Origin of the sequence: Vibrio sp. V03_P4A6T147 (genome assembly GCF_002241085.1) — a bacterium.
Lineage (GTDB): Bacteria > Pseudomonadota > Gammaproteobacteria > Enterobacterales > Vibrionaceae > Vibrio > Vibrio anguillarum.
The window spans coordinates 1-14,072 of the sequence record NZ_NDIO01000257.1 but is presented as its reverse complement, the minus strand read 5'-3'; the positions used below and the strand labels follow the sequence as shown (position 1 = coordinate 14,072).

Annotated in this window: 13 protein-coding genes and 1 pseudogene; 3 read left to right on the top strand and 11 right to left on the bottom strand. The window is 45.7% G+C overall.

Going from position 1 to position 14,072, the window contains the following annotated elements:
- Together B9J84_RS10105 and B9J84_RS10100 are read left to right on the top strand one after the other, a co-directional pair.
- Nucleotides 1-236, top strand: a pseudogene (locus B9J84_RS10105) (serine protease); the annotation flags it as partial.
- A 213-nt stretch (nt 237-449) separates the two neighbouring features.
- Nucleotides 450-2,744 (top strand): YgiQ family radical SAM protein, encoded by a 2,295-nt coding sequence (locus B9J84_RS10100; RefSeq protein ID WP_094124062.1) that lies wholly within the window; start codon nt 450-452, stop codon nt 2,742-2,744.
- 44 nt (nt 2,745-2,788) lie between these two features.
- Here the strand turns inward: B9J84_RS10100 and B9J84_RS10095 are convergent, their stop codons facing one another.
- From B9J84_RS10095 to htpX, 9 genes are all read right to left on the bottom strand, one after another.
- Entirely contained in the window at nt 2,789-3,316 is a 528-nt protein-coding gene (locus tag B9J84_RS10095) for a DUF3833 domain-containing protein (RefSeq protein ID WP_017049908.1), read from the bottom strand.
- Nucleotides 3,313-3,891, bottom strand: coding sequence for a chalcone isomerase family protein (locus B9J84_RS10090; protein WP_094124060.1), 579 nt, complete (start codon nt 3,889-3,891; stop codon nt 3,313-3,315). The genes B9J84_RS10095 and B9J84_RS10090 overlap by 4 nt, the downstream gene beginning before the upstream one ends.
- Nucleotides 3,869-4,366 (bottom strand): DUF2878 domain-containing protein, encoded by a 498-nt coding sequence (locus B9J84_RS10085; RefSeq protein ID WP_094124059.1) that lies wholly within the window; start codon nt 4,364-4,366, stop codon nt 3,869-3,871. The genes B9J84_RS10090 and B9J84_RS10085 overlap by 23 nt, the downstream gene beginning before the upstream one ends.
- On the bottom strand, nt 4,366-5,613 hold the full coding sequence (locus B9J84_RS10080) for a cyclopropane-fatty-acyl-phospholipid synthase family protein (RefSeq protein ID WP_094124058.1): 1,248 nt from the start codon (nt 5,611-5,613) through the stop codon (nt 4,366-4,368). The genes B9J84_RS10085 and B9J84_RS10080 overlap by 1 nt, the downstream gene beginning before the upstream one ends.
- 57 nt (nt 5,614-5,670) lie before the next feature.
- Entirely contained in the window at nt 5,671-6,411 is a 741-nt protein-coding gene (locus tag B9J84_RS10075; protein ID WP_047690805.1) for a DUF1365 domain-containing protein, read from the bottom strand.
- Nucleotides 6,411-7,685, bottom strand: a complete 1,275-nt coding sequence (locus B9J84_RS10070) for an NAD(P)/FAD-dependent oxidoreductase (RefSeq protein WP_040122962.1) — start codon at nt 7,683-7,685, stop codon at nt 6,411-6,413. Before B9J84_RS10070 ends, B9J84_RS10075 begins: the two co-directional genes overlap by 1 nt.
- 30 nt (nt 7,686-7,715) lie before the next feature.
- A complete protein-coding gene (locus B9J84_RS10065) occupies nt 7,716-8,438 on the bottom strand; it encodes an SDR family NAD(P)-dependent oxidoreductase (protein ID WP_013857166.1) in 723 nt (240 codons plus the stop codon).
- On the bottom strand, nt 8,435-8,854 hold the full coding sequence (locus B9J84_RS10060; protein WP_026028585.1) for a nuclear transport factor 2 family protein: 420 nt from the start codon (nt 8,852-8,854) through the stop codon (nt 8,435-8,437). The genes B9J84_RS10065 and B9J84_RS10060 overlap by 4 nt, the downstream gene beginning before the upstream one ends.
- Nucleotides 8,855-9,074: 220 nt before the next feature.
- Entirely contained in the window at nt 9,075-9,938 is an 864-nt protein-coding gene (gene htpX, locus B9J84_RS10055; RefSeq protein ID WP_013857168.1) for a protease HtpX, read from the bottom strand.
- A gap of 306 nt (nt 9,939-10,244) precedes the next feature.
- Between htpX and B9J84_RS10050 the strand changes: the two genes are divergently transcribed.
- Entirely contained in the window at nt 10,245-10,412 is a 168-nt protein-coding gene (locus B9J84_RS10050; protein WP_170894779.1) for a hypothetical protein, read from the top strand.
- A gap of 105 nt (nt 10,413-10,517) precedes the next feature.
- Here B9J84_RS10050 and B9J84_RS10045 read toward each other — a convergent pair whose 3' ends face one another.
- Nucleotides 10,518-13,403, bottom strand: a complete 2,886-nt coding sequence (locus tag B9J84_RS10045; protein ID WP_094124056.1) for a DNA translocase FtsK — start codon at nt 13,401-13,403, stop codon at nt 10,518-10,520.
- Nucleotides 13,404-13,590: 187 nt separating this feature from the next.
- Nucleotides 13,591-14,072, bottom strand: a 482-nt coding sequence (gene lrp, locus B9J84_RS10040) for a leucine-responsive transcriptional regulator Lrp (protein WP_143698851.1), incomplete at its 5' end; no start/stop codon positions are given.

The following is a 14,072-nucleotide window of genomic DNA, read 5'->3' as shown; positions in this document are numbered from 1 at the left end:
ACAGAACGTTATATTTGAATGATGAAGTCAACGATATACGCTTTGAATACGTAAAGACATCAAATACAGCAACTGGCAATGATGCGGCTTATATCAAAAATTTGAAATATGAAAAGCCTTACTCCTTTACCTTACCCCCAGTTTCAGGAGGTTCAGGCGGCGGTAGCACTGGTGGAATGACTTTATTGTCAATGCTGGCAGCCTTATTGATTCGACGTCGTTACATGAGCCACTAACTCTTGTCTAAAGGTCAACCCGTTTTATTACTGGTTGACCTTTTTACTATTGCTGCATCCTTCTTATCACATATCACTTAGTATCTCACCGGCACACTTACCACTCACTTTATTAATAATTTTCTTTATAAATAGAACGCAAAGCCAATGTTCCGCTAGATACTACCAGTGCAAGTCGTTATAATGCGCGGCTCATTAATCAGAGGTCAAAATATGCACAGCAACGTCACTCCTATTCATCAATATAAAAAATACTGGGCAGAGTGCTTTGGAACCGTACCTTTCCTGCCAACCAGTAAAAAGGAGATGGATGCCCTAGGATGGGACAGCTGTGACATCGTGATCGTCACGGGTGACGCTTATGTCGATCACCCCAGTTTTGGTATGGCGATCATTGGCCGTTTACTCGAAGCGCAAGGCTTTCGCGTTGGGATCATTGCCCAGCCGCAATGGCAAAATAAAGACGCTTTCATGGCGCTGGGAAAGCCCAACCTATTTTTTGGCATCACGGCCGGAAATATGGATTCGATGATCAACCGCTACACCTCTGACAAAAAATTACGTCATGATGATGCGTACACACCCAATAATGAAGGTGGCAAACGTCCAGATCGCGCCACACTTGTCTATTCGCAGCGTTGTCGTGAGGCTTATAAAGATGTGCCACTGGTACTCGGTGGTATTGAAGCAAGTTTGCGCCGCGTTGCCCATTATGATTATTGGTCAGACAAAGTGCGTCGTTCTGTGCTGTTTGATGCCAAAGCTGACATACTGCTGTTTGGTAACGCAGAGCGCGCACTGGTTGAAGTAGCGCACCGCTTAGCCAATGGCGATAACATCGCTGATATGACCAATATTCGCGGCACGGCCGTGAACCTGGCCGCTGAGCCTGAGCATTACACCATCATTGACTCATCACGCATTGAGAAACCGGGTAAAGCGTTTGTTCCCGTGAACCCTTACGCGGTAGAAACGCAGTGTGAAACTAATCAAGAAAAAGAAGCCGAAGCGAAGCCAATCACCATTCGTCCTTCTCGCCATGATGCCGCGACAACAGCGGTTCGTTTGCCTGCTTTTGAAAAACTCAATAATGACCGGATTTTATACGCGCATGCAAGCCGTGTACTGCATTTAGAAACCAACCCCTACTCTGGCCGGGCGCTGATCCAGCGCCATGGCGACCGTGAGTTGTGGGTCAACCAAGCCCCGATCCCACTCACCACAGAAGAGATGGATTACGTGTTTGGCCTGAGCTACGCACGCGTGCCTCACCCTATGTATGGCAAAAGTAAAATTCCTGCTTATGACATGATCAAAACCTCGGTTAATATCATGCGCGGCTGCTTTGGTGGTTGTTCATTCTGCTCGATTACCGAACATGAAGGGCGCATTATCCAAAACCGTTCAAAAGAGTCGATTTTGAATGAGATGGAAGAGATCCGCGATAAAGTTCCCGGCTTTACTGGAACCATTTCGGATTTGGGTGGGCCAACGGCGAACATGTACCGTTTAGGTTGTAGTGATCCTAAAGCTGAGATGAACTGCCGCCGCCCATCGTGTGTTTTCCCCGGAATTTGCCATAAGCTCAATACCGACCACAAACATACGATTGATCTCTATCGTGAAGCGCGCAAAGTCAAAGGCATTAAAAAAGTGATGATCGCCTCTGGTGTGCGTTATGACTTGGCGATTGAATCTCCTGAATATGTGCGTGAATTGGTCACGCATCACGTAGGAGGCTATCTCAAGATCGCCCCAGAACATACCGAGAAGAATCCGCTCGATCTGATGATGAAACCGGGTATGGGCACCTATAATCGCTTCAAAGAGATGTTTGAGAAGTACAGCGCTGAAGCAGGTAAGAAACAGTACCTCATCCCGTACTTTATTTCCGCGCATCCCGGTACAGAAGATGACGATATGCTCAATTTGGCACTGTGGCTAAAATCAAACAATTTTGAGTGTGATCAGGTGCAGAACTTCTATCCATCGCCAATGTGTAATGCAACCGCGATGTATTACTCAGAGACTAACCCGCTCAAACGTGTGAAATACAAAAAACGTGAAGAAGTGACTGTCGCGAAGGGAGAGCGTCAACGCAGGCTGCACAAAGCGCTGTTACGCTACCATGACCCATTAAACTGGCCGATTATCCGTGAAGCCTTGATCAACATGGGTAAAAAGCATTTGATTGGTGATAAACCTAACTGCTTAGTGCCTGCGAATGATGTCGATGCACTCACGCCTGCGCAGCGTCGTAAATCTGGCCGCCACGGAGCGAACCGTTTTGCGACCAAACACACCAAAACTCAGCCGGGTTTTGATGCTCTTAACCCGCGTAAAGAGAGCGCTACTTCACCAAGCAAATCACGCGCTAGCAGCACGACAGACAACGGTAAGAAAAACCAAGGCGGCGCATCTAAACCTGCACACTCTCGCCCGACAAGTAAAGGCAAACCGTTTACTCAAGCCTCTAAGCCAAGAGCGCCACGCGCAGAACAGCGATAATTCCAAAGCCATATGATCAGCACAATAAGGCTCCTTACGGAGCCTTATTGTTTTTCAAAGAACAGCGTTAGTTTACCGACCTCGATACCAAATTTTTTAATTTTAGTCAGGTTAAACACCCGCTTTTCATCTTGCCGATAAAGCCAGTCGTCAAAGGTAACGGTTAGCGTAGAATCACCATAAGGTAAGGAAAAGTCATATTGCCAACGCAAAGCGTTACCCACTTCTTCCCCTTGGGCTTGGCCTAATACATCATCCGCTTGACCGATATATTTTCCATCAGCAAAACGTTCAATCACCCATACTCTTTGGCTTTTTTCACCATCATCAAAATTGAAGTCTTCAACCAAAGTGAGTTTATTCCCCTCAACTGTTCCGTCGATGGCAACCTCGAAACGACGCGTTTGCATCCCCGTATAATCTTGCACCATCCCCCATGCGAACGTTCGACCAGAGAAGTATTCAAATAAATCAAACTTAGGTTGCGTGGATTGGTATTGAGTGAGATCAGCGCTGCACCCCACTAACCAAAGTAGAAGTAACAGATAACTGCGTCTGGCTATCGCTTTCATGGTTGCATTCCTATCAATTGTTTGCGTAAGTGTGGGTATTGCGTCTGTGGCGACAGCCATATCGCGAGAAAGGCGTCATTTAACGCTTCGTCGACTACTGTACCAACCTGCGCTTGAACACCGTTCTTTGGATGAAAAATAAAAGCGCCCTGCTGCCCATCGGAAGTGTAAATCAAGCGATCGCCCTCAGTAACGCTGGGGAAAATGGACGATAGGTGCACCAGCCACGGCGCAACTTGTTGCTCGGTTAATTTGAGTTTTTGCCACTGCTCTGCGGTCGATTCCACCAGCTGTTTACTACTGATGTCGCGCTGATATTCAATTTCAAGCGCCAAGGGATGAGGTGATAAATCGCTTCCTTGCTCGTACTGCCCTGAAGGAGTACGCAGCTGCGAGGAATAAATATCTAGCCATAACCAGCTTAAATTCGCTTGGCCAATCACTGGCCAAGTTTGCCACTCGGTCAGTTTATCGTCTGCCACCACCGCAAAAGCGTTATTCACCAAGCTGTGAAAGGTAATCACTATCAGTAACAGGTTGAATTTTCTTAGCCTATTTCTCTTTGCTAACATCATCGCTAAATACCCTAAGTATCAATGCACCGATCATCATCCACTGCAGCCACAAGATGGCCATAGTCAAACCCAATGGCCAATCAAAATGTACAGCGCCTAAACGTTCTGCCGCCCAATAACTTAAACTGCCTAACACGCCGACCATCAAACAAATGAGTTTGGATGAATAACGTTTCATCAGCACCACTAAATGGGAGGCATACCAAGAAAAAGCACCCCACAACACCATTAACCAAATGGGAAAGTCATTGGTAGCAAAGCGTAATAATCCGAAATACTGATTAAGGGCATCGATAACAATACCCACAATGGTTAAGGCAATTACCCTTTCCAAAGAGTAAGAGAAGTGCCGCAAGGAAAACATCAATGCGGCTAACATCATGGCCAATGCCAACCACTGCAAACGTTCTGTCCCCAACACAGCAACAAACCAGATCGCTTGAAACCAAAGAGAGACAGCAAACAGCGTTTTCATTACATCTGTCTTTGCAAAGTCATATGTACGGTGCTGATGGATTTTGCTAAAAAGCCACCCTCGCAGTAGCAGAAATAGTAACGCCACATACGCGTGAATCGCTCATCATACCCAAGTTGTGAAACCTGATGTTTTGCAAGCTCAAAACGGTGACGCCAATGAGCAAGCGTATGAGCATAGTCAGGACCAAGATCAAACAGGTTGCGAACCACTAAATCACTGTGCTGTGTCGCCGCCGTTGTCAATGCGGTGATTGAGGGTAAAAAACCGCCGGGGAAAATGTATTTCTGAATGAAATCGACATTATTGCTGTAATAATCATAACGTTGATCAGCAATGGTAATGGCTTGAATCGCCATCAAACCATTGGGTTTTAGTAGTGACTGGCACTTTTCAATATAAGAGGCGAGGTACTCTTTACCGACCGCTTCGATCATCTCTATCGAGACTAATTTATCGTACTGACCTTGTAGCAGGCGGTAATCTTGCTTAAGCAAGGTGATTTGACTCTCCAGCCCCTGCCGCTCTATTTGCTGTGCGGTGTAGTAATGCTGCTCTTCAGAAATGGTCGTCGTCGTGACCTGACAGCCGTAAGTTTTGGCCATGTAAATCGCCATCGCACCCCAACCGGTGCCAATCTCAATCACGTGGTCGCTTGCTTTGAGTTGCAACTGCTGGCACAAACGTTCCATTTTATTGATTTGCGCCTGCTCTAACGTTTCATCCGGATGCAGAAACAACGCGCTGGAATAGAGCATATTACTGTCTAAAAAGGTGTGGTAGAGATCATTGCCTAGATCGTAGTGGGCATGAATATTCTCTTTGGCTTTATCGATTGAATTTCGGTTGAGCCAATGGCTGACTTTATAAAAAAGTTTGGTCAACACACTACTGCGAGCTTCAATGCCATCTAATGCACTGACATTACGAGCCATCAGTTCCATTAGGTTGGTCAAATTCGGGCTATCCCACCAACCATCCATATAGGCTTCACCCGCTGCAATACTACCCCCTTTTAATAAACGAGCATAAAAATGAGGGTGATGTATTTCAATAGTTGCATGGGGTTGATGCTCTTTAAGTACGCCAAAAGTCTCCTGACTGGACGCGCCTTCATTGGAAAAGGTTTCAATGATGGTTAAAGTGCCGACGTCTAAACGCTGTAGACAGCGAAAAATGAAGCTTCTTGCACTCTTTTGCAACCCTGTCAGTTGCTTGGGCAACGCGAGAGTTTGTGAATTAAGCATTGAGCGTTCTCCTTGTTATTGTTATTTAGACACTGTCTCTGTGTAGATCTTGCGTATTTATGAATGTGGATTGGAGTAGAAAGGTGCTCCTTTAAGCCACAGCTTTAAAGCATGCCAGTAAATACCTATTGTCACTTTTACGGCCATCACGGGTGTTTTGATCAATAACTTGAGTAAATTTTTTGAATTAAATGGTTGTGCCTTCATCGATAAAGTCGCATCGAAAACTTTACCTTCTTTATGGCATTCCAAATGTACACTCAATGACGAACCAAGCGGCTTCAACTTCCAATGATATTGCTGATCAATAGGATTGAAGGGAGAAACATGAAACGCCTTTTGATGACGCCACTGTTGCTGCTCTTCTCCCGCTTGTGCTTTCACCGCGTAGTAGTGCCGTTGATTCCAAGGTGTATTACTCACTTCGGCCAGCAAGTATTGCCATTCACCTTGTTGATCATAAAGATAGTAGAAATTAACCGGGCTAAAATAGATTCCTAAATAACGAAGGTGACATACTGCCATCACCTTTCCGGAACAGCGGTCGCCCGTCAGCTCATGAACTTTATCTTGTATGCACTGTTTTAAATCCCCTTCACCAAGATAATCGGCGCGCTGAAAACGCGCCCAGTGCCACCATTTTTCGCCAAACCCCCAAACTGAATCACTCAGCTGCTCCAGTTCATCGAGATCAATACACGGCATAAACAATGGATAATTGAGCGCATGTTCAATCGGTGTAAAGCGTCGATGACGTACCATGCCAACCATCAAACAACTGTTGGGCTCAGTCTCCATCACGCCGCGCCTTTTAACTGCTGCGCTTGCGCTTCAAGTTGTGTCACCACATCCAGCGCACTGGTCACGCCATCTTCATGAAAACCATTGCGCCAATAAGCGCCACAGTACCAAGTGTTATTCACACCGTTAACTTCAGGCTTGCGTTGCTGAGCCGCGATAGATTGCGTGGTGAATACCGGGTGGTGATAAGTAAACTGTCGTAAAACTTTCTCATCAGAAATGCGGTCACCGCTGTTGAGCGATACACAAAAAGTATGAGCGCCTTTAATATGCTGCAAGATATTCATATTGTAGGTCAGCGCTGGTAAACGCGACTCTTGATCTGGACTGCCATCAAGCCAATAGTTCCAAGCTGCCCAAGCGGCTTTTCGCTTAGGTAGCAGTGATGTGTCGGTATGTAAAGTGACTTCATTGGCTTGATAGTGCATTACGCCGAGCACCTCTTGTTCAGCCTCTGTCGGTTGCTCTAACATACCTAATGCCTGATCGCTGTGACATGCAAAAATTACATGATCAAAGTGGTGTGATTGCCCATTAACAATGAGCTCGACACCTGCCGAGCCGCGTTTGACTTGTGTAACTGGGCTATCAAGATGAATCTTATCTTTAAAACCTTGCGTTAAGGGTTCGATGTACGCACGCGATCCGCCTTCAACCACATACCATTGTGGTCGGTTAGTGATCTCTAGCAGGCCATGGTTGAGGAAGAAACGCAAAAAGAAACTTAACGGAAAAACCCGCATATCAGCCAAGGAAGATGACCAAATTGCCGCTCCCATCGGTAAAATATAATTTTCACAAAAATAGTCAGAAAATTGGTGCTCAAATAAGAAATCACCTAAGGTTTGCATCGATTGATGCGCTTGTTCTGCTTGCTGTTTCGCTAACCGATTGAAGCGAATGATTTCAAAAATAAAGCGATAAAAGACAGGGTTTAACCAGTTCCGCTTTTGTGCAAACAACGTAGTTGCGGTATGACCGTTATATTCCAGCCCATTCGCATCATTACGCACACTGAAGCTCATTTGAGTCGGAATGCCTTTTACGCCAATTTCATTCATCATTGCGATGAAATTTGGGTAGGTCCGGTCGTTGTACACGATAAAACCAGTATCAACTGCATGATTTTGACCATCGAGCTCGATATCGACGGTGGCGGTATGCCCACCAATGTAATGATTGGCTTCAAACACGGTAACATCATGATGTTTATGCAAATAATAACCGCATGTTAACCCGGAAATACCGCTACCAATAATGGCGATTTTCATACTCAATTCCTTTAATTACAAAACAGCTCGTTATTTAAGTAATGCCGCAACTAATTTGCCTTGCCATGCGTAAGGTAAGCTGCCAATCAAACGTAATAGGCTCGTAAAACGGGCCGGAAAATAGAGGGTGGTTTTGCCTTTTTCCAACCCACGGCGAATCGCCTGCGATGCATACTCGGCACTGACCATCATTGGCATCGAAAAACTATTTTTATCAGTCAAAGGCGTGGCAACAAACCCAGGATAGATCATCGTCACAGCAACACCTTGCGCTCGCCAATCTTGCATGAGCGAGCGTGCTAGGTAACTAACCGCCGCTTTAGAAGCGCCATAGGCTTCTGCTCTTGGCAGCGCGATTTCACTGGCGATGGAACCAACGATCGCCACACGGTGGTTAGCAACAAAGTGATGCTGTATCGCCTCAATGCAATGAGCTAAACCCAAAACGTTTACGTCAAACACACGCTTAAACCGAAGTGAATCCATTTGACCATGATCGATGTATTCGCAATCGCCAGCGTTGAGGATCCACAGTGAAGGAGTAAAAGGCAGTTGCGATAAAGCCGATTTCGTTTGCTCAAAATCGGTAATATCAAACGCAATACCTTGGATCTGCGGATACTCTTGATGCATTTGATTAAGCTTGGCTTGGTTACGCCCACAAGCAATAACTTGCCAACCCGTTTTTGCATAATCAACAGCTAGCTGATAACCAATACCAGAAGTGGCTCCCGTGATAAGTACACTCTTCATTGCCCTAACCTCTGTTTGATCGAACGAATAACACTTCCCAGCAGCGGAATGTGTTCATAGAGCATTTCTCCCAAGTCGAAGTAATCACGGTGATAAATGACTTGGTTGTCTTGAAACTTGAGATGGCTCATCCCTTGCACTTGTATAAGTTTTCCACGAGCTAGCCGAGGATGCTGCAAAGACATAGTCCATGTGAGAAAGCCGCAGTCACCGACTTGCTGGTGATCATGGATGGTAAAATCACAACGCTCTACGTTCTGATACAAACGAGCAAAATAATCCGATAGCGCACGCCAACCTTCTATTCGATGAGCGGCATCCTCAAAAAGGACATTGTCGTGATAAACCTGACGTAATAAAGGCAAGTTCTCTTTGTTGAGTTGACGATAAACTTGAGCAACCGATTCGACATCCATTGTATGTTTCCATAAGTTATACAAAAACTTCACATGTACAAAATAGTACAAGTCACTTAGTTATACAAAATATTTCTTGTATAACTTTGTATCTTTTCAATGCATACGTGGTTGCAAGGAATTAAGATCAAAAAAGAAAATAAAGACTAAAATTCCAATAGTTACGACGATCAAAAAGGCCAGCATAATTCGCTGGCCTTCTCTTTTTAGTTAGCTTAGATTAACTATTGCGCAAAGCGGCGATGCGTTTATCAAGCGGTGGGTGACTCATCAATAATTCCGTCATTGAACGTTTACCGTTGATACCAAAAGCCATCATGGAACCTTCCAATTGAGATTCTTGCCCCATTTTTAAACGCTCTAACGCCGCAATCATCTTGTGTTTACCCACAAGCTTTGCTGCACCTGCGTCGGCGTGGAATTCGCGATGACGGCTATACCACATCGTAATAAAGCTCGCGAGGAAGCCAAATACCAATTCCAGCACCATAGAGATGCCAAAATAAACCATCATATTGCTACCGCCACCCTCTTCTGAATCACGAGACGACACGATGTTTGCGATAAAGCGCGATAAGAAAATAACGAAGGTATTAACCACTCCTTGCATTAAAGTCATCGTGACCATATCGCCATTGGCAATGTGGCTCACTTCATGCGCCAATACCGCTTCGGCCTCGTCACGCGTCATGCTGTGCAATAGCCCCGTTGAAACAGCGACGAGAGAATCATCACGTTTAGCGCCTGTTGCAAAAGCGTTGATGTCCGGCGAATCATAAATTGCTACCGTTGGCATACCAATACCCGCTTGCTGAGCTTGACGACGCACCGTTTGCACTAGCCAATGCTCAGTTTCGTTACGTGGACTTTCAATCACCATTCCACCTACCGAGCGCAGAGCCATGCTCTTTGACATCAATAATGAAATAAATGAGCCGCCAAAACCAAACAACGCGGCCATGACGAGCAAGCCAGATAAACTGCCCGGCTGCATCCCCGTCACAGCATAAACAATATTTAATACAAGGCTAAGAACCAGAACCACCGCAAGGTTGGTTGCTAGAAATAACATGACTCGCTTCATTACTTATCTCCGAATGAAAAGCTTATTATGAGTGTAGGCTGCAAGCGACGCTAGCATGAACCTACACAATTTTTCATATACATATAGTCTAAGATTTGAAAAACAAGGTTAAGCGATAAATTGAAACATTTAATGTCTGACGCCGAGTTTTCTAAAATCTGTTATTGAACAGCAAGATGGTTAACCTACCCTTACAGCACGCCGTAGGCAATTGAACGCATAAGACTTTGGTCGTATTGAGAGTCCCAGCTAAAGTGACTACATTGCATGGGAAACAGACATTTTCGACGGACAAAGGACAGCATCATGGCTGAAACGAGCAACTATCAAATGGCGATTGATTTACTGTGTTGCCACTTAGGTCTCTCTGAAGATGAAGCTAAACAACAATTGGGAATTGGCAGTACACCATCCGCGCAGCAGCAAATATCTGACACGCAACAAGCACTGGTGGGGCTGATGCAAGAAAAATAGCCGTTAGCAAGGCTGGCGAGAGTTTATGCTAGCTAAATTGAAACAGCGCCGCTCATGGCATCATGGGTGGCGCTGTTTTGTTTGTGTTGCCTACAATGACCGTGATTAATCTCGCGGCGGCGCTGGCGATAGTACTTCGCGATTACCATTATGGCCGGGAGCGCTCACAATACCTTGTGCTTCCAGCTGCTCTACAATTCTTGCAGCGCGGTTGTAACCGATTTTAAATCGGCGTTGCACTCCTGAAACTGAACCTCGACGCGTTTCCACTACATGTTCAACCACTTGATCAAATAGCGGATCCACTTCTTCATCACTTTCCATCTTCTCACCGGGTAGCAAGGCTTCTGGTCCTTGGTCACCATAAGTGATCTCTTCTATGTAGTTCGGCTTACCGCGTGCTTTCCAGTTGTTTACCACCGCATGCACATCTTCATCCGAGGCAAACGCACCGTGAACCCGGATCGTGTGGCTAGAACCCGGTGGTAGATAGAGCATATCGCCCATACCGAGCAGTGATTCCGCACCACTTTGGTCCAAAATAGTTCTTGAGTCGGTTTTAGTCGAAACGGTAAACGCAACGCGGGTCGGAATATTCGCTTTGATTAAACCGGTGATCACATCAACCGATGGGCGCTGAGTGGCCAAAATAAGGTGAATACCCGCAGCACGAGCCTTTTGTGCCAAACGCGCGATCAACTCTTCTACTTTTTTACCCACCACCATCATCAGATCAGCAAATTCATCAACAACAACGACAATGTAAGGCAGTTTTTCCAGCAGCGGCGGTTCACTCTCCATACTGTCCCCTTCTCTCCACAAAGGATCGTGGATAGGGTGACCAGCAGCAGCGGCCATTTTTAGCTTATCATTGAAGCCTTTGATGTTACGCACACCAAGCACAGACATTAATTTATAACGACGTTCCATTTCACCCACACACCAACGTAAAGCATTTGATGCGTCTTTCATGTCAGTCACAACTTCAGCTAGCAGGTGAGGAATACCCTCGTAGATCGATAACTCTAACATTTTCGGGTCAATCATAATAAAGCGAACGTCTTCTGGGCTCGCTTTATAAAGCATGCTGAGGATCATCACGTTGACCCCAACCGACTTACCTGAGCCTGTTGTACCAGCCACCAACACGTGCGGCATTTTGGCTAAATCCGCGACCAATGCTTCGCCTGCAATGTCTTGCCCTAAAACGATGGTCGTGGGTGATTTCGCTTCTTGGAATTGACGGCTTTTTATAACATCTGACAAATAGACGGTTTGACGACTCATGTTTGGCAGTTCAAGACCAACATAAGGTTTACCGGGGATCACTTCAACCACCCTCACCGCCATTGCCGATAAAGAACGCGCCAAATCCATCGATAGGCTAGAAATACGGCTCACTTTTACGCCTGGAGCTAAATCTAATTCAAAACGAGTGATAACCGGCCCCGGAAAGATATCAACCACTTGCGCTTGGATTTTGTAATCCGCGAGTTTAGATTCAACCAAACGAGCAACCTCCTCTAATGCCTCTCGGTCAATAAAGTGTTCACGCTTTTCTGGGTGATACAGAAGCTCTAACGTCGGTAGTGGCTCCGTCGGTTTAGGCAGGTTAGTCTCTTTTTGCATTAAAAATGGGTTTTGCTTGGCCGCCATATTGGCCTGAGCCGAAGACACCATGTTCTGAAAAGCCGTCACATCGCTATCTTGCTGGCCTAACGGTGGCTCGTCATCTTCTGACATCACATCAAGATCAGCAGCCAACGCTTGATCTGATTCATCTTCATCCAGCACATCCAAATTGGAAATAACCGGTTCAACACGCGACACATCAAGATCAACTTCTGTCATCGTAAGCGACGGATCGCTCACCTCTTCGTCCTCTACCCATGCATATTGCTGAGCTTCTTGACTGGCATCGAGGTCGGCACTGGCTAATGCTTGATTCTCATTAGCTCTTTCATCTACCCAGTCTGCCGATGAAAGAGTAAGGTCATCCTCTTCCAACGCAACAGTTTCTAACTCTTCAATCGTTGCACTAAGCTGCTTGCTGCGATCAAATGGCGCTTCATCTGAGTGAGTTTCACTGAATTCAGGAGAAGTATTAGCCTGAGTTTTGGCCGCTGGCATGTGAATATTAAAACGTCTTGGCGAGTGAGTCTGTTCCAGCTCTTCTTCAACCTCTACCGCAGGCGTGTATTGCTCGGCCCCAAACGCATCGAGGGCTGATTTGACATATTCTTCATTTGGCAAACTAGACTCAACAACGGCTAAGTCTGCGGATGATGATTCAAGCGGCGACAATTCCATTGGCGACAAAACGGGCGCAATATCTTCATCTTTCTCACCACGTAATCGATTGATCAATGCAACGCCAAGAGAAATACTCATCGTGCCTAACCATTCCACGATGCTTAGCCAGGAGATACCCGTTAGCAGCGTAAAACCAGCGCCCCATAAAAAGAGCAAGACTAAGGTTGAGCCTAGTAAATTAAGCGTTGGCAGCGCCAAACTGGTTAAGACATCCCCAATCACACCACCAGATGAAAAATACCAAATATCGTCAAAGTTGATGTCCGCAAGGCCACAACTGGTCAAAATCAAGATAGTTAAGCCGAGTAAACGCGTTCCCCACAGCACAAAATCAAGGGGTTCATTCTCTTCTCTTTTACGCAGAAAAACCCATGCTAGCACAGTAATCATGAGCGGTATTGGGTAGGCCAGCGATCCAAAAATAAAGAACAAGGTATCGGCAATCCATGCGCCAATAATACCGCCTGCATTTTCAATATCGCCTCCCCACGCGGTTTGCGACCATGAAGGATCGGCGGGACTAAATGTTAATAAAGCGATGGAAAGAAGCACAGAGGCAAGCACAGCGACAATAAGCCCGCACTCTTTCAGACGTTGCGATCCATTGAGGCGTGAAGACTGAGGCTCTTCGCTGGTCTTAATAATGGTCTCAACTTTATTTTGGTTCTCTTTGAACATAAACCTAGATTCTGATTAACGCCAACACTCAAGGTTTATTGCGGCTTGATGCGTTGGTTTGGGTGAAAACAGTCCGAGCGGCAAAAGCCGCTCGGTTTGTTGTGTGATTTAACCACATCAAGGTTAAAAACCCAATTGGCGAACGTCAGAATGTGGAAAGAAGTACCACTATTCAGACAATCTGGCGTTATCGAGTTTTGATAACCAACTGGTTACTTTGCTTCACTTCTTCCATCACAACATAAGTGCGAGTGTCATTGACTCCGGGCAAACGCAATAGCGTATCACCCAACAATTTACGATACGCCCCCATGTCAGAGACTCGAGTTTTGAGAAGATAGTCAAAATCACCCGAAACAAGATGGCATTCTTGAATGTCATCCAGTTTTTGAACCGCAGTATTAAACTGTTCAAACACATCAGGTGCGCCGCGATTCAATGTAATTTCCACAAATACCAACAGCGAAGCATCAAGATATTGTGGATTCAACAACGCGGTATAACCAGTAATGAAACCTTGACGCTCTAAACGACGTACACGCTCTAAACAGGGGGTTGGAGATAAACCCACTCGTTTTGATAATTCTACATTCGAAATACGACCATCTTTCTGCAATTCATTCAAAATATTGCGATCGATACGGTCTAAATCCTTGGACGGCCTTTTAT